Consider the following 20,011-nt stretch of genomic DNA (forward strand, 5'->3'; position numbering starts at 1 on the left):
TTTGATTCAGGAGAAAGACATGTCCTACGACAAGGCCCGTTTCTGGCACCCGATGCTGCATCCCAACGCAATGAAAGAGCGGCCGCCCATCCGCATCGTGCGCGGCGACGGCTGCCATGTGTTCGACGACCAGGGCGTCAAGCTGGTGGACGGCGTGGCCGGGCTGTGGAACGTCAACGTCGGCCACAATCGCGCCGAAATCAAGCAGGCCATCGCCCGGCAGCTGGACGAGCTGGAGTATTTCCAGCTTTTCGACGGCATCTCCCATCCGCGGGCGGAGGAGTTGTCCGCGCTGCTGATCGACATGCTGCGGCCGGAAGACATGGCGCGGGTGGTGTTCAGCTCCGGCGGCTCGGACGCGGTGGAAACCGCGCTCAAGCTGGCGCGCCAATACTGGCGGCTCAAGGGCCAGCCGGACCGGGTCAAGTTCATCTCCTTGAAGCAGGGTTATCACGGCACCCACTTCGGCGGCGGATCGGTCAACGGCAACACGGTGTTCCGCCGCAATTACGAACCGCTGCTGCCCGGCTGCTTCCATGTGGAGACCCCGTGGCCCTACCGCAACCCCTTCACCGACGACCCTGAGGAGCTGGCCGAAATCTGCGCGCGGATGCTGGAGCGCGAGATCCTGTTCCAGAGCCCGGACACGGTGGCGGCTTTCATCGCCGAGCCGATACAGGGCGCCGGCGGCGTCATCGTGCCACCGGCCAGTTATTGGCCGCGGGTGCGCGAGGTGTGCGACCGCCACGGCGTGCTGCTGATCGCCGACGAGGTGGTCACCGGCTTCGGCCGCTCCGGCTCCATGTTCGGCAGCCGGCTGTGGGGAGTGAAGCCGGACATGATGTGCCTGGCCAAGGGCATCTCCTCCGGCTATCTGCCGCTGGGCGCCACCGTGGTCAATCAGCGCGTGGCGGACGCCTTCGCCGCCAACGGCGATTTCGGCGGCGTCATCATGCACGGCTACACCTACGCCGGCCATCCGGTGGCCTGCGCCGCCGCTCTCGCCAATCTGCGCATCGTGCAGGAGGAAGACTTGCCGGCTAAGGCGGCGGAAACGGGCGCCTACCTGCTGGAGCGGCTGCTGCCGCTGGCCGAGCGTTATCCGGCGGTGGGCGAGGTGCGCGGCAAGGGCCTGATGCTGGCCCTGGACCTGGTCAAGGACAAGGCCAGCCGGGAGCCGATAGACCCGCAAAGCGGCTACGCCGACAAGGTGGCGGAGATCGCGCGCCGGGCCGGCGCGCTGGTGCGGCCGGTGGGCAGCAAGATCATTCTGTCGCCGCCGCTGGTTTTGCAGCGCGAGCACGCCGATGTGATCGCGTCGGCCTTGGAAGCCGGGCTGGCCGAGGCCTGAACGGCCCGGCCCGAACGGGGAACAGCCGGCCGCGCCGGCACGCCGCCAGGAAGACAGAGAGCGGCGGCCGGCGCGGCGGCGGATGGAAGAGGGAGGAGAACCATGTCTGTTAGCGAACGTTTGAGCCGCAGCCTGAGCCGCGGCGTGGTGGGCTTTCCGGTGGCGCTGGCCAGCTCGGTGGGCGTGGTGATGGCCAGCCCGGTGATACTGACCGCCACCAGCGGCTTCGGCATGGCCGGCGGCACTTTCGCGCTGGCCATGCTGATCGCCTATTTGATGATGCAGGCGCAGGCCACCACTTTCGCCGAAGCGGCGGCGATGCTGCCGACTTCCGGCGCGGTGTACGACTACATCAGCGCCGGCCTGGGCCGCGGCCTGGCCATCGCCGGCACCTTGTCGGCCTATCTATTGGTGCATGTGTTCGCCGGCACCGCCGAGACCATACTGTCCGGCATCATGGCGCTGGTGAATTTCGACCATCTCAACACCATGCTGGAAAAGAGCGGCAGCGCCTGGATGGTGGGCGTGGGCCTGGTCATCGTTTTCGGCGCGCTCAACGCGCTGGGCGTGACCCTGTTCGGCAAGGCCGAGGTGGCGCTGACCTTCGGCATGTGGGCGACGCTGACCGTCTTCGGCGTGGCCGGCCTGCTGCGCGCGCCGGCGGTGGATCTGGGCGGCTGGTTCGGCGCGCCGCTGCGTCTGGACGACCCGGGCCTGCTGCTCAGCCTGGTGGGCATGGCGATGTTCATGTTCGTCGGCGCGGAATTGGTGACGCCGCTGGCGCCGGAGCTGCGCGACTCCGGGCGCGCCATTCCGCGGGCTTTGAAGATGGGGCTCAGCGGCGTGGCCGTCACCATGCTGCTGTACGGCGCGGCCATGGTGCGGCAGGTGGCCAATACGCCGCTGGACCCGGCCCATGCGGACGGCCCGCGGCTGCTGGACACGCCGATGGCGTTGCCGGCCTTCGCCGAGCGGGTGATGGGGCCCTTCGGCAAGATCTGGCTGGGCGTCGGCCTGCTGCTGGCCGGCGCGGCGACGATCAACACCCTGATGGCGGCGCTGCCGCGCATCCTGTACGGCATGGCCCAGGATGGCGCCTTGCCGCGCTGCTTCGCCTATCTGCATCCGCGTTTCAACACGCCGTGGTGCGGCATCGCGGCGGCGGTGCTCATCCCCTGTGTCCACGCCTGGTTGATCCAGGGCGATCTGGACCGCATCATGCCCCTGGTGCTGGCGGCGGTCTGTTCCTGGGGCGTGGCCTATCTGCTGGTGACGCTGTCCGTGGTGCGGCTGAGGCTGACGCGGCCGGATTTCCCGCGCGCCTACCGCTCGCCGTGGTTTCCGCTGCCGCAGATAGGCTCCGCGCTGGGCATCGTGCTGGCGATCTGTTTCATCACCCCGCCCGGCATGCAGGCGCGCGACATCTACCTGCCCTTTGGCTGGATGCTGGGCCTGACCCTGGTGTACGCGCTGCTGTGGACCTTGCTGGTGCAGAAGGTCAACCCGTTCCGGCCGGTGCCGCTGGAGCGGATTCTGGACACGCAGTGCCAGGGCGAGGACGAAGTCTTGCGGCGGGAGCTGGAACGTGTGGCCGCGGCTGGTTGAGGCCTGGCGCAGGCCGGGCGGCTATCGTCCGGGCGCGACGCTGGCGCGGCTGAGCCTGGACTGGCCGGAGCTGGATTGCCAGGCCGAAGAGGAGGCGGAGCGGCGTTTTCGCTTTCCGCACGGGGAGTGGAGCTTTTCGGCGCGGGAGCGGGTGGAGGCGGGCTGGCTGGCCTATATGGTGGCTTGCGAGTTCCGGCTGACGGTGCCGGGCGCGCCGGGCCGCGCGCGCATCCGCCTGCGTCACGGCGGCTTCTGGCGTCGCCGCGGCATCGTCGTCGATTTGCTGGACGGCGACGCCGCGGCGCTGGCGCCGCTGCTGGAGCGCTTGCGCGCCGACGCGGATGTGCGCGCCGCGCTGTCGCCGCTGGACTTCAAGCGTTGCGAGCTGCACGGCGGCCAGGACGGCTGGTTGCTGTGTCTGGAGCCTTACGGCGCCAGCGAGGTGGCGTGCCGGCTGCCGCCCTTGCGGCGCTACATCGGCCTGCGCGGCGTGCAGGGCCTGGCGGTGCTGGCCAGTCTGGCCGCCTGCCGCCGCGTCTTGCTGGCGGCGGAGGCGGGGCGGGGCTAGGTCTGGCGGGCGGTCCGCTCTTGAACAGGTTCTAAGACGGCGCGGGCAGGCTTTCCAGCTCATCCAGCAAGGCGAGCAAGGCTTGCAGTTTGGCCTGGGAAAAATGGGCTTCGATCTGGCGGTAACAGTCGTTGGACAGCGGAATGATGCGCTGGGTCAGCGTCTTGGCGTGCTGCGTCGGCGTGACGATCAAGCGACGGTTGTCCGCTTGGGCGCGGTGGCGGTAAACCAGATCGTCCCTTTCCATGCGCGCCAGGATGCCGCTGAGGCTGGGCGGGTGGATGCCGGCGCGCTGGGCGATCTCGCCGGCTTCCATGTTTCCGCGTTCCGCCAGCAGGCGCAGGACGCGCCATTGCTGTTCCGACAGGCCGTGACGGCTCAGCACCGGACGGAAGTAGGACATCACCGCTTCGCGCGCGCGCAGCAGGCGTTGCGGCAGTTGGTATTGGTAGGGACGCTGCGTAGGGTCCATGGCGGCTCCTTGGTTTAAAGTCGCGGGAGGGTAAGGGGGGGCGGCCTGTTTACTTTAAATGAATATATTAACATAATGCCGTCGGGTTTAGACGGCGAACGACAAGGAGGCTGAGATGTCTTTGCGCGATAAAACCATAGTGATCACCGGCGCGGGCTCCGGCATCATGCCGTCGGGTTTAGACGGCGAACGACAAGGAGGCTGAGATGTCTTTGCGCGATAAAACCATAGTGATCACCGGCGCGGGCTCCGGCATCGGCGCCGCTTGCGCGCGCCGCTTCGCCGCCGAAGGCGCGCGGCTGGCCCTGGTGGGACGGCGGGCCGGCCCCTTGCTGGCGCTGGCGGAGGAAACCGGCGGTCTGGCCTTGGCCGGCGACGCCGCCGACGCCGCGGCCTGGGAGGATTTCCTGGCGCGCATCCGCGCGCGCTGGGGCAGGGTGGACGGCTTGGCCGCCTGCGCCGGCGGCCTGGGCATGGGCGCGGCGCTGGACACCGACGACGCGGCCTGGCGCGCCGCGATGCGCGCCAATCTGGACACCGCCTTCGTCAGCGCCCGCGCCTGCCTGCCGGACCTGATCCGGCAGGGCGGCAGCATGGTGTTGCTGGCCTCCATCGCCGGTCTGGCGGCCGGGCCTGCGGCCTGCGGCTATGTGACGGCCAAGCACGCCTTGCTGGGCCTGGCCCGGTCGCTGGCGCGCGACTACGGGCCGGCGGTGCGGGTCAACGCCCTGTGTCCGGGCTGGGTGCGCACGCCGATGGCGGACGAGGAGATGCGGCCGCTGATGGCGGCCCATGGCGAAGATCTGGAGGCCGCCTACCGGCGGGTGACCGCCGACGTGCCTTTGCGGCGGCCGGCGACGCCGGAGGAGATTGCCGCGATCTGCCGCTTTCTATTGTCCGACGAGGCCGCGATGGTCAGCGGCGCTTGCCTGACGGCCGACGGCGGCGCGACGGCGGTGGATGTGCCGACGCTGGCTTACGCGCGGCTGGAAAGGGAATGAGGCCGGCGCGGACCTTTAACCGCGAGTGTGGTTGACGACGCTGGCCTGCGCGCCCACCCGGAAGTTGCGGGTGGCGCCGAAATCCTCGTCCTGATAGCCGAAGATCTTGCCGTCGGTGCGCATTTGCTCCAGGTCGATCAAGATCACGCCCAGGGTGGGGATGATTTTTTCGCGCCAGACGAATAAATACAGCCGCTCCGCCACTTGGTAGTAGTGGCAGCGGTCGACGTCGGCCAGGCCGCGCTCCACGCCTTCCAGACAATGCCAGGCGTAGAGGCCGTCGTTCAGGTAAATGTGCTCGTAGCACTCGGTGGGGCTGTAGCGGTAGCGGTTGCGCATGCCGATCAGTTCGCGGCTGGGCGGGTGCCGCGGGACCGCGGCGGCGGGCTGGTTGACGGCGCCGTGGAGGAATTCGACTTCCACGCCGGTCAGCTCCATCTGGCGTTCCACCCGGTCGAAGGCGCAGATCCGCGCGGCGTCGGCGTCGGGCAGCCGGCCCAGAACCAGGGTGAAGCGGCGCTGCGCCAGGTCCAGGATCAGGCTGAGGGACTGCGCGGCGGGGCCCTGGTGACGGAAATCGATGAAATAGACGCCGGCGCGCAAGGAACTGGCGTGGAAGCCGTCTATCTCCGCCAGCGCCGAGGCTCGCCCCGGACGCTCAAGGACGACGCGGGCGTCGCCGCCGGACTCCAGCCGGCAGTCCGCGGCGCTGTCGTCGTCGAAGCACAGCCGCAGGCTGCGGCCGTCCAGCTCGGCGCAGCGGGGCAGGGTCAGGCTGTCGGGCGCGAAGCCGTCGGCCAGCGCGCCGACCTGGATGAATTCGGGAGTGGGATTGGACATGGGGCGGCTCCTTATCGATGGCTAAATGGCGGACTCGGCTCGTTTTGGGGCGGGCGTTCAAAACCCGAGCCGCTCGGCCTGCGCTTCCAGCAGGCGCGTTTGCAGCTCGCGCAGCGGCGCGCCGGGCTGCTGCGCGATGATCAGTTCCAGCAGCGGGTCCCGCACCTCGGTGCGGACGCCGGACAGCGCCTCCAGCGCGGCCAGGCCGCAAAAGGGCACGTAGGCCTCGGAATAGCCGCCCTCGTGCAGCAGGACCAGCCGTCCGCCCGCCTCGGCGTCGGCGTAGTCGGCCAGCTGCCGCGTCATCTCGCGGAAGGTGTCGCTGTGCGCCTGCATTCTGGCCAGGGGATCGACGGCGTTGGCGTCGTAGCCGCAGGCGACGATGATCAACTCGGGCCGGAAACGCCGCAGCGCCGGCAGCACCAGCAGCCGCATCGCGTCCAGATAGGCCTGGTGGCCGCCGCCGGGCAGCAAGGGGATGTTCAGATTGGCGTCCAGGCCCTCGCCCTCGCCGCGGTCCTCGGCCCCGCCGTAGCCGGGCGGATAACAGCCGTCCTGATGCAGGGAGAGGGTCAGCACGTCGCCGCGCCGGTAAAAAATGGACTGGGTGCCGTTGCCGTGGTGCACGTCCCAATCGACGATGGCGACGCGGCTCAGGCCGTGGCGGGCGATGGCCAGCTCCGCGGCGAGGGCGGCGTTGGCCAGAAAACAGAAGCCCATCGCGCCGTCCGCCGAGCAATGATGGCCGGGCGGGCGCGACAGCGCGTAGGCCTTGTCCGCCTCGCCGGCGAGCACGGCGTTCACCGCGGCCCAGGCCAGGCCGGCGGACAGTTTGGCGATTTCATAGCTGCCGGGGCCTATCGGCGCCTGCGGTCCCAGCTCGCCGCCGCCGGCGTCGCTGAGCGCCTTGAAGCGCTGCAGATAGGCGGGCGTGTGCACGCGCAGCAGCGCGTCCTCGTCCAGGGGCGGCGCGCCGCGTACTTGCAGCCGGGCGCCGAGGCCGGACACGTCCATCAGGCTTTTCAGCCTGCGCTTGCTGTCCGGGGATTCGGCGTGGCCGCCGCCGGAAGGTGGTTGCACCCAGCCGCCCACCGGCAGGATCTGAGCGTGGGGGCCGGCGCTGTGCCACAGGCAGAGTTCGTCGAAGAAAAACGCGGTGCGGGCGGTCATTGCGGACTCCTGACGCTTGCGGGCCGCAGCGTCAGCAACAGGGCCAGCGACAAGGCGGCGAGTCCCATGGCGACGAGCAGCAGGGTTTGAGGGTTTTGGCCGCGGGCGGCCATCAATTCGCCGGCCAGCGCCGGTCCCAGCGCCAGGCCGCCGCCTATCGCCAGATTGACGGTGTTCATCAGCCGGCCGCTGTGATCCAGAGCGGCCAGCGTGGCCAGAATGAAGGGCAGGATGAAGGTCCACGCGTATTTGAAGACGAGCGCCGCCGCGGCGAAGCGGCCGGCGCGCGGTGCGCCCAGCAGCAGGGCCAGCGCCAGCAGCATCAGCCCGTAGCCGGCGATCAGCAGACGGCGGCGCGCGCCGCGGCCGCCGATCGCCGCGGCGCAGACCGAACCGGCGATGCCCATCAGCGTGGCGAGGGCCAGCCAGTCTCCGCTTTGCTCCGGGCTCAGCCCCGCCTGGGCGGCGATGCTGCCGATGAAAGTCCAGGTGCCGCTCAGGCTGACGTAGAAGCACAAGGTGGCGGCCGCCCCGATCAGCGCCGGGCGCCAGGGCGTCGCTCCCGCGCCGGACGGCGCGGCGGGCCGGGCCGCCATGGACGGAAAACAGCGGGCCAGCGGCAGGCAGAGGGCCATCAGCGCCGCCAGGCTCAGATAACAGGCGGCGACGCCGTGACGGGCGAACCAGGCCGGAAACAGTAGCAGGCCCAGGGCGCCCAGCGCCAGCTGGCCGCACACCCACAGGCCGTAGGCGCGTTCGGGATTGGCGCTGGCCGCGGCGGTGGACAGGCATAAAATCATCAGCGAGCCGCCGGCCAGCGCGCTGAGCAGCCGCAGCGGCAGCAGCTCGGCGTAAGTGGCGGCGAAACAGGAGGCGAGATTGGCGGCGATGAACAGCCAGGCGGCGCAGGCGGCGGCGCGCCGCCAGTCCACGCGCGGCAGCCAGAAATAGGCCGGCAGCGTCGCCAGGCTCATCGCGCCCAGCTCCACCGCGAACAGGCGGCCGATGCGTTCCGGCCCCAGGCCGAACTGGCTGGCCAATTGGCCGGCCAGCGCCGGCGCGGTCATCAGCACCAGCGGCGCGACGGCGGCGAAGGCGATCAGGGCGATCAAGGCGCCGCCGCGGACGGGCGCGACGGTGTGGGCGGGCAGACGAACGCTCATGTTTCCCCCGGCGGGCGAGTGGTGAACCAGAGCTTACGCTCGCAAGATTCGCGTTTGGGGGCAAGCGGACGGACGGCGTTTTGCCGATTTGGGATAGCGGGGGCGCAACACGGCGGCGTCAGCGGTTGAGCTGGCGCAGCGCGTCTTGCAGCGCCTTGCGGTACTCGGGGGTGTCCCGCGTCTGGGCGATGGCTTCCCAGAATTGGCGGGTCAGCTTGGGGTGGCCGTCCGCGAAGCGGTGGGAAAAAATCAGGTAGTAAGGTTTGGCGACCAGGTCCGGCCCCACTTTTTCTATCCTGTCCCTATAGGCCGGATTGCCCGCCAGCAGGCTGTCGCCGGTCAGCGTGGGCAAGGCCAGGGCGCCGATGCGGCGCGCCAGGAGCTTGTTCAGGTTCTGCTCCGGATTGCGCGAACTGTCGTCCACCTGCGCGCCCAGCGCCTGAAGCTGGGCGATGACGGAGAAGCCGGTCTGCGCGCCGACGGCGCCTTCCAGGTGGCTGAGGCTTTGCCCGTCCCATTCCAGCGGCGAGCCTTTCAGCCGGTACAGGCTGTAGCTGTCCAGATGCATGCGCATCGCCGGGTCGGCGGCGTCGCCTTTCATCGGATAGACGCCGATGCGCAGCCGCTCCGGCTTGAAGCTGATCTCGAAGACGCCGTCCAACTGATTGTTCTGCACCTCGTTCAGGCAGCGCACCCAGGCCATCTCCCGGATTTCCAGCTTGATATTGCTTCTTTGGGCGGCGGACTTCAGCATCTGCAAGCTCAGGCTGGGGCCGTTCTGGCTGCGCCACGGCGGCGCGTCCATGTCTTCGGTGCACAGCCGCAGGCTGGCCGGGCGCGGCTCGGCCGCGGCGCCGAAGGCGCACAGGGACAGCAGCAGGAAGATCAGGCGGGCACGCGGCATACGGAAGCTCCGCGACGGGAGGGGATGGACTTGCTTTAGTTATTTGCGCCGCAACAAAAAAAGGCAAGCGGGAAAAGGGCGGGGACAATGCAAAAAGCCGATTCCTCGGAATCGGCTTTTGCTGCGGGCCGCGCTGGGCGGCGTCTCGCTGTGAAGCAGTTTTTGGTGGAGGTAAGCGGGATCGAACCGCTGACCTCTTGCATGCCATGCAAGCGCTCTCCCAACTGAGCTATACCCCCGCACCGGCTGCGTTTCACAGTGCTGCGCAGTATATGGCAGCGGCAGGAGCGTGTAAATAGCCTCCGCCGCTTTTTTTGGATAATTTTCCGGCGGCGGCGCGGCCGCCGGCATAGGAGGGTCCGGAGCGCTCGGTTATAATCGCCCATTCGCCAGCCATACAACAGGAAGCAAGCCGATGTCGGTTGGGCATTACGAGAATTTCCCGGTGGGCTCCATCCTGCTGCCGCGCAGGATGCGCCGCGCCGTGCACGCCATCTACCATTTCGCGCGTTACGCCGACGACGTGGCGGACGAGGGCGACGACGCCCCCGAGCTGAGGCTGGCCGAACTGGACCGCCTGGGCGCGGAGCTGGAGCGCATCGGCGCCGGCCAGACGCCGGACACGGCCATGATGCGCAATCTGGCGGCGGCGATCGCCGAGCACGGCCTGGACTTGCAGCCGTTTCACGATCTGCTGGCGGCCTTCCGTCAGGACGTGGGGAAAACCCGCTACCGCGATTACGCGGAACTGGCGGATTACTGCCGCCGCTCCGCCAATCCGGTGGGCCGGCTGATGCTGGGGCTGTACGGCGAGAACGATAGGCGCTCGCTGGCGATGTCGGACGGCATCTGCACCGCCTTGCAACTGATCAATTTCCTGCAGGATGTCGAGCTGGACTGGCGCAAGGGCCGGGTTTATCTGCCGCAGGAGGATTTGCAGCGCTTCCGGGTGAGCGAGGCGCAGATCGCCGCGCGCGACGCCGGCGGCCTGTGGCAGCCTATGATGCGCGCCCAGATTGAGCGCGCGCGCAAGATGTTGCAGGCCGGCGCGCCGCTGGGCAAAGTGTTGAAGGGCCGGATGGGGCTGGAACTGAGGCTGATCATCCTGGGCGGCGAACGGATACTGAAAAAGCTGCACGACTCCGGCGGCGATGTGTTCCGCCGCCGTCCGGTGCTGGGATGGCGCGACTGGATTTACATGCTGTGGCGCGCGGCGCGCGCCAAGTGAGCGCCGCGGCGCGACGACGATGAATATGATTGAAGGACGGCGGCCCGCCGCGGCCGCCGCTTGGACAGGAGTGGCGCGTGACGCCTGATCAGTATTGCGAAGACAAGGCCGCCGCCAGCGGCTCCAGCTTCTATTACAGCTTCCGCTTCTTGCCGGAGTCGCGCCGCCGCGCGATCACCGCGCTGTACGCCTTCTGCCGCGAGGTGGACGACGTGGTGGACGAATGCCACGACCCCGGCGTGGCCAGCGCCAAGCTGGCCTGGTGGCGCGGCGAAATCGCCAAGCTCTACCAGGGCGCGCCGGAACACCCGGTGATGCAGGCGCTGCAGCCGCACGCGCGGGCTTTCGGCCTGCCGCAGAGCGAGCTGGAAGAAATCATAGATGGCATGGCCATGGACCTGAGCATGGTGCGCTACCAGCGTTTCCAGGACCTGCTGCTGTACTGCCACCGCGTGGCCGGCGTGGTGGGGCAACTGGCGGCGCGCATCTTCGGCTACGGCGACGAGAAGACGCTGGAGTACGCGCACGAGTTGGGCATCGCCTTCCAGCTGACCAACATCATCCGGGACGTGGGCGAGGACGCGCGCCGCGACCGCATCTATCTGCCGATGGAGGAGTTGCAGCGCTTCAATTGCCCGGCGATGGACATTCTGCACTACGAGGAAAGCCCGGCCTTCAAGGACTTGATGGAATTCCAGATCGAGCGCGCGCAGCAATACTACCGCCAGGCCTGGGAAATGCTGCCGGCGGCGGACCGCAAGTCTCAGCGCCCCGGCCTGCTGATGGCCGCGATCTACCGCGCCACGCTGGAGGAGATCAAGCTGGACGGCCCGGCCAAGGTGCTCAATCAGCGGCTGTCGCTGACGCCCATCCGCAAGCTGTGGCTGGCATGGAAAACCTGGACTTTCGGCTACCGGCCGTGAGCCGCGCATGAGCAGGCCGCGCGTCGCCGTGATCGGCGCCGGCTGGGCCGGCCTCGCCGCCGCGGTGGAGCTGGCCGGGCGGGCGGAGCTGACCGTGTTCGAGGCCGGCCGCGAGCCGGGCGGCCGCGCGCGCCGCATCGGCGTGCCCGGCAGCCGGCTGGACAACGGCCAGCACATCCTGATCGGCGCGTATCGCGAATGCCTGCGGCTGATGGCCGCGGTGGGCGTGGACGAGAGCCGGGCCTTGCTGCGCCTGCCGATGAACTGGCAGCGCCAGGGCGGCATCAGCCTGAGCTGCCCGCGGCTGCCGGCGCCCTTGCATCTGGCGGCCGGCCTGCTGACGGCGCGCGGCATAAGCTGGCGCGACAAGGCGCGGCTGGCGCTGGCCTTGCAGCGTTTGAAAGGGCAGGGCTGGCGGGTGGAGCCGGACTGCGCGGTGACGCAATGGCTGCTGGAGCAAGGTCAGTCCGAAACGCTGATCCGCGAATTCTGGCGGCCGCTGGTGTTGTCCGGCCTCAACACGCCGCCGGAGCAGGCGTCGATGCGGGTGCTGGCCGCGGTGCTGCGCGACAGCCTGGGCGCGGAGCGCGCCGCCAGCGATCTCTTGCTGCCCAAAGTGGACTTGTCCGCCCTGTTCCCGGAGCCGGCTTGGCGCTGGCTGGCGGCGCGCGGCGCGGATCTGCGCGCCGGCCGGCGCGTGCGCGGCGTGGCGGCGGATTCAACGGGGGTGAGCGTGGACGGCGAGCGCTTCGACGCCGCCGTGCTGGCGGTGGCGCCGTATCACGCGGCGGAACTGACGGCGGATCCAGCGCTGCGCCAGCTGACCGATGCTTATCGTTATTGGCCCATCTACACCGTCTACCTGCAGTTTGAAGGCGCGGTCCGTTTGCCGGCGCCGATGTGCGCCTGTAGCGGCGGCGTCGGCGACTGGCTGTTCGACCGCGGCGCGCTGATGGGCGAGACCGGCTGGGTGGCCGCGGTGATGAGCGCGCCGCAGCATCTGGACGCGCTTGCGCAAGAGAAACTGGCTGCTTTGGTGGAGGCCGACGTGCGCCGGCTTGATCCGCGCGCCGGCCGGCGGCTTGATTTCCGGGTGCTGGCGGAGCGGCGGGCCACTTTTGCCAGTTTGGTCGATATGAGGCGACCGGCGCAGCCAAGCCCGGTACAATCGCTTTATTTGGCGGGAGATTGGACGCATGCTGATTATCCTGCCACTTTGGAGGGGGCCGTCCGAAGCGGCGTCGCAGCCGCCCGCGCGGTGATTGGAAGACTGTGAGCCATCCGGCGGCCGCAGGGGCGCGCCGCCGATGGCCCTGATTACAAGATAGCGAAAAAAAATGACGACAGATATCGCCTCTAACGCATTCAAGGACCGCGTGGTGCTGATTACCGGCGCCTCCCAGGGCATAGGCCGCGAGGCCGCGCTGACGTTGGCGCGTCACGGCGCCACCGTGGTGTTGCTGGCGCGCAGCGTCAAAGGCCTGGAGAAGGTCTACGATGAAATAGCGGCCGCCGGAGGGCCGGAGCCGGCGGCGGTGCCGCTGGACCTGCTGAAGGCGGCGGAGGGCGATTTCAACAATCTGGCGATGATGATCAAGCGCGAGCTGGGCCGCCTGGACGGCATTCTGCACTGCGCCTCGCATTTTTACGCGCTGTCGCCGCTGTCCAATCAGACGGTGGAAGAATGGATGGACCAGTACCGGATCAATACCGTGGCGCCGTTCGCACTGACCCGAGCCTGTCTGCCGCTGTTGAAGGATTCGCCGGACGCGGCGGTGCTGTTCGTCGGCGAAACCCACGGCTTGCACCCGGCGCCGTACTGGGGCGGTTTCGGCGCATCCAAGGCCGGCCTCAACTACCTGACCCAGGTGGCGGCCAATGAATGGGACGTTTACCCGCAGTTGCGCGTCAACCAGCTGATCCCGGGGCCGGTGAATTCGCCGCAGCGCAACCGCACCCACCCGGGCGAGGACAAGTCCGAACGCGGCAATCTGTCCGAACTGATGCCGCATTTGCTGTACTGGCTGGGGCCCGCCAGCCAGGGCCGCACCGGCGAGATCGTGGAACTGGATTTGCGCGCCCGGCGCGCTTGAGGGGAAGGGGGAGGCATGAGCATAGGGCGATGGCTATGGTTGCCGCTGTTGCTGGCGTTGACCGGCTGCAACTGGGTGGGCAACGTCACCGGCTTGACCAAGGACGCCAATAAGGCGATAGGCGCTGCCTGCCGTCAGACCGGCCGTTCGCTGGAAGAGTGCTATCTGCGCAATCCCGAAGCCGACAAGGCGGCGATTTACGCCGGCTGGCGCGAGATGAACGAGTACATGGCCAAGAACAAGCTGGACACCATGGAGCCGCCCCGGGAAGCGTCCGCCTCCGCCGGCATGCCGGCGCCCACCGCCAGCGGCCACGGCGCCGCGTCCGCGCCGGCGGAAAAATCCAGCGCCAACACCTCTCCCTCCGGCCCCAGGCCGCTGAGCAACGAAGAAGCCGAACGCGCCGCGCGCACCGATCCTCAAGTGGAGGCGGTGCTGGCGGCCATCCGCAACAAGCCCGCCGGCGAAGGCGGGGAAAAATCCAAGGCCGCCTCCGGCGCGGAGCCGGAGCAGAAACGCCTGCTCAACATCATCAATGAACTCAATAAGAACAGCCCTGCGCCTGGTTCGCACGGCTGAGCCCGCCCACTTCTTTCCGTTGTCCTGATGGCAAAAATCAAAACCGTATTCAGTTGCGCCGAGTGCGGCGGTCAAACGCCCAAATGGCAGGGCCAATGCCCGCATTGCAACGCCTGGAACACGCTGACCGAGGCGGTGCAGGCCGCGCCGGCGGCCAACGCCCGTTTCCAGTCCTGGAGCGACAGCGCCACCCAGGTGCAAAAGCTGTCCGATGTGCAAACCGAGGAAGTGCCGCGCGACCCGTCCGGCATCGACGAGCTGGACCGGGTGCTGGGCGGCGGCGTGGTGCGCGGCGCGGTGATCCTGATCGGCGGCGATCCCGGCATCGGCAAATCCACGTTATTGCTGCAAGCGCTGTCCGAAATCGGCGCGCGCCGCAAAGTGCTCTATGTGTCCGGCGAGGAATCGCCGCAGCAGATCGCGCTGCGCGCCACCCGTTTGGCGGTGGCCACCGAGCGCGTCAACCTGCTGGCGGAAATCCGGCTGGAAACCATCCTGGAAACGCTGAAGCGCGAGCAGCCGGAAGTGGCGGTGATCGACTCCATCCAGACCCTGTACACCGACCAAGTGACCTCGGCGCCCGGCTCGGTGTCCCAGGTGCGAGAATGCGCGGCGCAGCTGACGCGCATGGCCAAGCAGACCGGCATCACCATCCTGCTGGTGGGACACGTCACCAAGGAAGGTTCGCTGGCCGGCCCGCGCGTGCTGGAGCACATGGTGGACACCGTGCTGTATTTCGAGGGCGATTCCCACTCCAATTACCGGATGATACGCGCGATCAAGAACCGTTTCGGCGCGGTCAACGAGCTGGGCGTGTTCGTGATGACGGACCGCGGCCTCAAGGGCGTGTCCAATCCCTCGGCCATCTTCCTGTCCTCTTACCGCGACGATGTGTCCGGCTCCTGCGTGCTGGTCACCCAGGAGGGCAGCCGGCCCTTGCTGGTGGAAATCCAGGCCTTGGTGGACGACTGTCACGGCTTCCAGCCCAAGCGCCTGACCGTGGGCCTGGAGCAGAACCGGCTGGCCATGTTGCTGGCGGTGCTGCACCGCCACGGCGGCGTCGCCTGCTTCGATCAGGACGTGTTCCTCAACGCGGTGGGCGGGGTCAAGATCAACGAACCGGCGGCCGATTTGGCCATCATCCTGGCCATGGTGTCCTCCTTGCGCAACAAGCCCTTGCCGGAAAAGCTGGTGGTGTTCGGCGAAGTGGGCCTGGCCGGCGAGGTGCGCCCGGTGGCGCGCGGCCAGGAGCGCTTGAAGGAAGCGGCCAAGCTGGGCTTCACCCGCGCCATCGTGCCGCAGGCCAACAGCCCGCGCCAGCCGATAGAAGGGCTGCGGGTGATCGCGGTGGAGCGCCTGGATCAGGCGGTGGAATTCTGCCGCGAGTGAGCGGCAAGAGCCTGTTTACGATCTGCTGCGTCTCGCTTTAGCTCGCGAGATCGTAAACAGACTCTAAGAAAGCGGATAGCGAATGATAGAAGACCGAGACATAGAAGCGGAACGCCCTTATCTGTTCCGCTACGCGCTGGCGCAATTGCGCGAGAAGGACGCCGCCGACGAGGCGGTGCAGGAAACGCTGCTGGCGGCGCTGGAGTCCCGCGCCTCCTTTAGCGGCAAATCCACGCTGCGCACCTGGCTGACCTCCATCCTGCGCTTCAAGCTGATCGACGCCTTGCGCCGCAAGGGCAAGGAGAAGCTGTTCGAATCGCTGGAGAACGAGGCCGACGACGGCGATTTCGACGGTCTGTTCAGCCGGGACGGCCACTGGCGCGAGCCGGTCAAGGCCTGGAGCGGGCCGGAGCAGTCCTTGATCTCGCGCCAGTTCTGGGAGGTGTTCGAGCAGTGTTCGGAAGTGATGCCGCGCCGCACCGCGATGGTGTTCGTGATGCGCGAGGTGATGGGCATGGAGATCGCGGAGATCTGTAAGAATCTGGAGATCAGCGCGACCAACTGTTCCGTATTGCTGTATCGCGCCCGCATGAGCTTGCGGGAATGTTTTTCGATTCGCTGGAGCCGGGAGGCTAGCGTATGAAGTTGAGTTGTCGTCAGGCCAGCCGTTTGATCTCGGCCTCGCAGGATCGTCCCTTGAGCCAGTGGGAACACGTGCGTCTGCGCGTGCACCTGTTCATGTGCGGCAATTGCCGCAATTTCTCGCAACAGCTGAAGCAGTTGGGGGAGGCCGCGCGCAAGGCGGGGCGCGGGGAGTAGCCACTTGAAAGCGCAAGGGGAAACCGGCCTTCTGGCCGGTTTTTTCTTGCCCGCGGCGCGGGATAAAAAGAAGCCGGCGCAAGCCGGCTTTTAACTTCAAGGGTGGTAAGAAAAAATCAGCGCTTGCGCTTGCCGCCGCCGCTCTTGGCCGCCGCGCACTGGTGCGGGCAGGCGGCGCATTGGCTGTCGTTGAGGCCGGCTCCGGTGAGCGATTGCTTGAGCGCACAGACCGAGCGGCGGCAGGCGATGAAGCGGATCTGGTTTTCCGAGGCCAGTTCGCGGAAATGGCGCATCACGTTGTGGCCCAGAAAATCGGTGAACAGAATCAAGAGGTCGGTGCCGGCCGGCAGGCGGTCCACCTTGCGCTGGTGCGAGCTGTTGCGGCCGCTGACGTGACGATGGATGTTGATGCCGAAATCGCGCAGCACATCCGGAATATTGCCGAGGGTATCGGCTCCCACAAGCATGGCATTCATTGGACATCCCTCCTGGGTGAATTTTTGGAAATGATAATCGTTATCATTTAGCCGGTCAATCACAAACTTTGAAAATGGCAATCAGGACAGGGGTGAACTGTGGCGGATCGGTCGCGCCGCGTGGGCCGTTTACCCGAGAGAGCGGCGCCGGCGGCGGGTCTTGCATGAGCGCGCTTCATGCCGGGCCGGCGCGCGGGGCGAGGGCGGCCGGCTGGCCGGCGTGGCGTAATCCGCGGCCGCGCCGCCTGCCGGAGGAGATTTAGAAAGTGGCATCTGAATAATGCATGGCAGCCACCAGCTTTTTACATGTAACAAGTATTAAAAACACAGAATAAGAAGTATTTACGCTGCGCTGTTTTTAACGCAATTGCAAAAAAGCAACATGCTTACGGGATAGATGCATGCCTTTTTTTTGTAGTTTCTGCTCTAAGTATGCGATGAGGGTTTTTGTATATTGGATTTCTAATACCGGTTAGACGCTTGTTTAATAAAGGTTTTGAGCCCTTAAGAATCATTGCTTAAAACATAGTGCCTGCTCGCTCTGAAGATGGCGGGGGGCCGCCGCGGAAAAGTTTATTGACGCTGATCATGATTAATTCGCACACTCGGATCGCCTTCGGTTCAGATCAAAAAATGAGCACAACGATGCTCTGAATAGAGCCATAAACCCGACGAGGTCAGTGGCCGGATGAACTTACAAGGGATTGGAGAATCATGAACTATCGCAAGAAGAGAATCGCGCTGGCGCTCGCCATGCTCGGCGCCGGAGCCATGCCTCTGGCCCATGCGGACGACGCAAGCGGCACCCTGGACCGAGTGGAGATCACCGGCTCCAACATCAAGCGCTCCATCAAGCAGGAGCAGGCGATCCCGATGACCATCATCAAGACCGACGACCTGATCAAACAGGGCATGACGTCGGTTGAGCAAGTGGTCAACAGCCTGGCCGCCAACCAGTCCTCCCAGGGGGCCAACGCCGCGGTGGGCGCTTCCACCGGGGGGGCTTCCTACGCCAGCCTGCGAGGCCTGGGTCACCAGTACACCTTGATCCTGCTGGACGGCCGCCGCATCGTGAACCAGCCAATGGACGGCACCTCGGTCGACCTCAACGCCATTCCGCTGACGGTGATAGACCGCATCGAAGTGGTGCGCGACGGCGCTTCCGCCATCTACGGCACCGACGCCATCGGCGGCGTGATCAACTTCATCACCAAGAAAACCATGCAGGGCCTGTCCATCGGCGGCGAGTTTCTGTCCCCGCAACGTTCCGGCGGCCAGGAGCGCAGCGTCAACCTGTCCTACGGCTACGGCGATCTGGGCAAGGACGGCTTCAATATCTACGGCGCTTACGAGTATCACAAGACCAACAAGATCATGGCCACCCAGCGTGATTTCGCGTCTCAGATCACCAGCAGCACCAAGCGCAGCGTCAACAGCTTTCCCCCCAACTACCTGTTGCCCAGCGGCGACCTGATTACCGGCTCGCCCAATTGCGCGCCGCCGTATTCGACGCCGGACGGCAGCGGCGCTTGTTCGCAGCTGTATTCGCTGTATCCGTCCATCCAGCCCGAGGTCGAGCAGCAGACCGGCGTGCTCAAGGGCACCACCCGCATCGGCGACCACGAGCTGTCCTTGCAATATCTGGTGACCGAAACCAAGAACACCACCTGGGTGGCGCCGACGCCGTTCTCCGGCGACGTGACTTCGCCGACCGCGCCGGGTCAGAACCCGGCGGACGGCCCGTTCCCGGTGTATGGCCGCTCGGTGCCGGCCGGCGCGCGCGTGGACAGCACCACCGCCACCACCCAGCGTTTGCAGATGAATCTGGAGGGTTTGATCGCCGGTTGGGACTACCGCGCCGGCCTCGGCCACTCGGAAAGCAAGGTCACCCACGATCTGGACGGCGGCTACCTGAGCCAGAGCAAGCTGCAGAACGCGTTGAACAGCGGCTTCGATCCAGGGACTTCCGATCCGGCCGCCTGGAAACCGTTCTCGTCCAGCGGCCGCATCGAGCAGGCCAAGTCCAAACTCGATCTGGCGGATTTCAAGGTCAGCAAGGAAGTGCTGCAACTGCCGGCCGGCATGCTGGCGGTGGCCATCGGCGCCGAGGCGCGCCGCGAAACCATCGAGCATACCTACAACCATGCGCTGTCCACCGACACCCTGAGCACCGGCCTGACCAAAACCAACGACGGCAGCGGCCAGCGCAGCGCCCAGGCCTTGTACGGCGAACTGGACATCCCGGTGATCAAGCATCTGGACGCCAACCTGGCGGTGCGTTACGACCACTACAGCGATTCCGGCAGCTCGGTGAATCCCAAGGTTTCGCTGAAGTACCAGCCGGTGCCGCAATTGTTGTTGCGCACCTCGGCCAGCACCGGTTTCCGCGCGCCGTCTCTGTACGACATCAACCAGCCGGCCCAGCAGCAGTTGACCGCCAAGAACTACACCGACCCGGTATTGTGCCCGGGCGGCGTGGCGCAGCCGGGCGCCGGTTCGTCCTCTTGCGTCAAGACGCAGCAAAATCTGCTGACCGGCGGCAACAAGAGCCTGCAGCCGGAAAAATCCTCGTCCATCTCCTTCGGCATGGTGCTGGAGCCGGTCAAGGACCTGACCACCAGCGTGGACTTCTGGTGGACCAATATCCAGAACTCCATCGGTTCGCTGAACGAGCAGACCATCTTCGCCAACCCGGGCAAATACGCCAATTTGTTCGTCCGGGATTCGAAGAACAATCTGCTGTACGTGACCGACCTCACCGACAACCTGGGCAACACCAGCGCCGCCGGCGTCGACCTGGGTTTCTCCTACCGTCTGCCGCGCACCTCGGTTGGCGATTTCACGGTGAATCTGGACGGCACTTACATCAGTAAGCACAGCTTCCAGTACGAGAAGGGCGGAGACTACCACAGCGATCTGGGCGCCTATGTCAACGGCAGCCCCACCTTCCGCTGGCAGCACAATCTGGCGCTGAACTGGATGCGCGGCTCGTGGAGCGGCATCTTGGCCCAGGCTTACAAGTCCGGTTACACCGATTCCGACCCCAGCCACATGGTCAAGCCTTACTCCACCTGGAACCTGTCCGGATCCTACGCCTGGAACAAGCAACTGACCGTGACCGCCGGCATCAAGAACCTGTTCGACCAACTGCCGCCGTGGAGCAATCAGGGCGAAACCACGCCCCAGGGCTATGACCCGCGCTTCACCGACGCGGTGGGCCGAGCCTACTTCGTGAAGGCCAGCTACAAGATGTAACTCCGCCATGCCGGGACGGCCTTGCGCCGCCCCGGCTGGAGGGAGGACGCAGGAACCGGCTTTCGCGCGAAGGCCGGAGTGGCAAATGGCGGCCGCGCCGGCTCCGCCCGCTCACAAGGCGGGGAGGGGCCGGTCTAGTCGCCGCAATTGTGGGTATAAACATGACGAGCATCAC

19 protein-coding genes and 1 tRNA gene are annotated in these 20,011 nt (G+C 66.7%); 13 read left to right on the forward strand and 7 right to left on the reverse strand.

The genetic code is table 11. The features are described from left to right. Positions 1–19 precede the first annotated feature (19 nt). The 3 genes from DB032_RS06240 to DB032_RS06250 all read left to right on the forward strand — a co-directional run bounded on the left by DB032_RS06240 (position 20) and on the right by DB032_RS06250 (position 3,524). Positions 20–1,351: an aspartate aminotransferase family protein gene (locus DB032_RS06240; protein ID WP_107798706.1), complete on the forward strand. Its 1,332-nt coding sequence runs from the start codon at positions 20–22 to the stop codon at positions 1,349–1,351. 102 nt (positions 1,352–1,453) lie between these two features. Beyond that, positions 1,454–2,956, forward strand: a complete 1,503-nt coding sequence (locus DB032_RS06245) for an APC family permease (protein ID WP_107798707.1) — start codon at positions 1,454–1,456, stop codon at positions 2,954–2,956. Next, on the forward strand, positions 2,937–3,524 hold the full coding sequence (locus DB032_RS06250; protein ID WP_107798708.1) for a DUF3156 family protein: 588 nt from the start codon (positions 2,937–2,939) through the stop codon (positions 3,522–3,524). Before DB032_RS06245 ends, DB032_RS06250 begins: the two co-directional genes overlap by 20 nt. Before the next feature lie 31 nt (positions 3,525–3,555). Here the strand turns inward: DB032_RS06250 and hpaR are convergent, their stop codons facing one another. Further along, entirely contained in the window at positions 3,556–3,996 is a 441-nt protein-coding gene (gene hpaR, locus DB032_RS06255; RefSeq protein WP_107798709.1) for a homoprotocatechuate degradation operon regulator HpaR, read from the reverse strand. A gap of 206 nt (positions 3,997–4,202) precedes the next feature. On the opposite strand from hpaR, the gene DB032_RS06260 reads away from it, so the two are divergent. Next, positions 4,203–4,997 carry an SDR family NAD(P)-dependent oxidoreductase gene (locus DB032_RS06260; protein ID WP_107798710.1) on the forward strand — a complete coding sequence of 265 codons (795 nt, stop codon included), beginning with the start codon at positions 4,203–4,205 and terminating at the stop codon, positions 4,995–4,997. Between the two features lie 15 nt (positions 4,998–5,012). Here DB032_RS06260 and DB032_RS06265 read toward each other — a convergent pair whose 3' ends face one another. The 5 genes from DB032_RS06265 to DB032_RS06285 all read right to left on the reverse strand — a co-directional run bounded on the left by DB032_RS06265 (position 5,013) and on the right by DB032_RS06285 (position 9,313). Next, the gene (locus DB032_RS06265; protein WP_107798711.1) at positions 5,013–5,837 is read right to left on the reverse strand and encodes a MoaF C-terminal domain-containing protein; all 825 of its coding nucleotides are present in this window, start codon (positions 5,835–5,837) and stop codon (positions 5,013–5,015) included. 57 nt (positions 5,838–5,894) lie between these two features. Then, positions 5,895–7,007, reverse strand: a complete 1,113-nt coding sequence (locus tag DB032_RS06270) for a class II histone deacetylase (protein WP_107798712.1) — start codon at positions 7,005–7,007, stop codon at positions 5,895–5,897. Beyond that, on the reverse strand, positions 7,004–8,170 hold the full coding sequence (locus DB032_RS06275; RefSeq protein ID WP_107798713.1) for an MFS transporter: 1,167 nt from the start codon (positions 8,168–8,170) through the stop codon (positions 7,004–7,006). Before DB032_RS06275 ends, DB032_RS06270 begins: the two co-directional genes overlap by 4 nt. A 118-nt stretch (positions 8,171–8,288) precedes the next feature. Next, positions 8,289–9,074, reverse strand: a complete 786-nt coding sequence (locus DB032_RS06280; protein ID WP_107798714.1) for an ABC transporter substrate-binding protein — start codon at positions 9,072–9,074, stop codon at positions 8,289–8,291. A gap of 163 nt (positions 9,075–9,237) precedes the next feature. Beyond that, positions 9,238–9,313, reverse strand: a tRNA-Ala gene (locus DB032_RS06285). A 176-nt stretch (positions 9,314–9,489) separates the two neighbouring features. Here DB032_RS06285 and hpnC point away from each other — a divergent pair. The 8 genes from hpnC to DB032_RS06325 all read left to right on the forward strand — a co-directional run bounded on the left by hpnC (position 9,490) and on the right by DB032_RS06325 (position 16,105). Next, on the forward strand, positions 9,490–10,302 hold the full coding sequence (hpnC, locus tag DB032_RS06290; RefSeq protein WP_107798715.1) for a squalene synthase HpnC: 813 nt from the start codon (positions 9,490–9,492) through the stop codon (positions 10,300–10,302). A gap of 77 nt (positions 10,303–10,379) precedes the next feature. Next, a complete protein-coding gene (gene hpnD / locus DB032_RS06295) occupies positions 10,380–11,225 on the forward strand; it encodes a presqualene diphosphate synthase HpnD (RefSeq protein ID WP_107801710.1) in 846 nt (281 codons plus the stop codon). Between the two features lie 7 nt (positions 11,226–11,232). Then, positions 11,233–12,501 (forward strand): hydroxysqualene dehydroxylase HpnE, encoded by a 1,269-nt coding sequence (gene hpnE / locus DB032_RS06300; protein ID WP_107798716.1) that lies wholly within the window; start codon positions 11,233–11,235, stop codon positions 12,499–12,501. 61 nt (positions 12,502–12,562) lie between these two features. Then, positions 12,563–13,318, forward strand: a complete 756-nt coding sequence (locus DB032_RS06305; protein WP_107798717.1) for an SDR family oxidoreductase — start codon at positions 12,563–12,565, stop codon at positions 13,316–13,318. Between the two features lie 15 nt (positions 13,319–13,333). After that, on the forward strand, positions 13,334–13,897 hold the full coding sequence (locus tag DB032_RS06310; RefSeq protein ID WP_107798718.1) for a hypothetical protein: 564 nt from the start codon (positions 13,334–13,336) through the stop codon (positions 13,895–13,897). Between the two features lie 27 nt (positions 13,898–13,924). Continuing rightward, positions 13,925–15,286 (forward strand): DNA repair protein RadA, encoded by a 1,362-nt coding sequence (gene radA / locus DB032_RS06315; RefSeq protein WP_107798719.1) that lies wholly within the window; start codon positions 13,925–13,927, stop codon positions 15,284–15,286. Positions 15,287–15,368: 82 nt separating this feature from the next. After that, complete coding sequence (locus DB032_RS06320) at positions 15,369–15,929, forward strand: sigma-70 family RNA polymerase sigma factor (protein WP_107798720.1); 561 nt, start codon at positions 15,369–15,371, stop codon at positions 15,927–15,929. Then, positions 15,926–16,105 (forward strand): zf-HC2 domain-containing protein, encoded by a 180-nt coding sequence (locus DB032_RS06325; RefSeq protein ID WP_107798721.1) that lies wholly within the window; start codon positions 15,926–15,928, stop codon positions 16,103–16,105. The genes DB032_RS06320 and DB032_RS06325 overlap by 4 nt, the downstream gene beginning before the upstream one ends. A gap of 116 nt (positions 16,106–16,221) precedes the next feature. Here the strand turns inward: DB032_RS06325 and DB032_RS06330 are convergent, their stop codons facing one another. Continuing rightward, complete coding sequence (locus tag DB032_RS06330) at positions 16,222–16,581, reverse strand: DUF2325 domain-containing protein (RefSeq protein WP_019104007.1); 360 nt, start codon at positions 16,579–16,581, stop codon at positions 16,222–16,224. A 714-nt stretch (positions 16,582–17,295) separates the two neighbouring features. Between DB032_RS06330 and DB032_RS06335 the strand changes: the two genes are divergently transcribed. Further along, entirely contained in the window at positions 17,296–19,836 is a 2,541-nt protein-coding gene (locus tag DB032_RS06335; protein WP_107798722.1) for a TonB-dependent receptor, read from the forward strand. Positions 19,837–20,011 lie beyond the last annotated feature (175 nt).

It is taken from the genome of Chromobacterium sp. Panama, assembly GCF_003052555.1.
Taxonomy (GTDB): Bacteria; Pseudomonadota; Gammaproteobacteria; order Burkholderiales; family Chromobacteriaceae; genus Chromobacterium.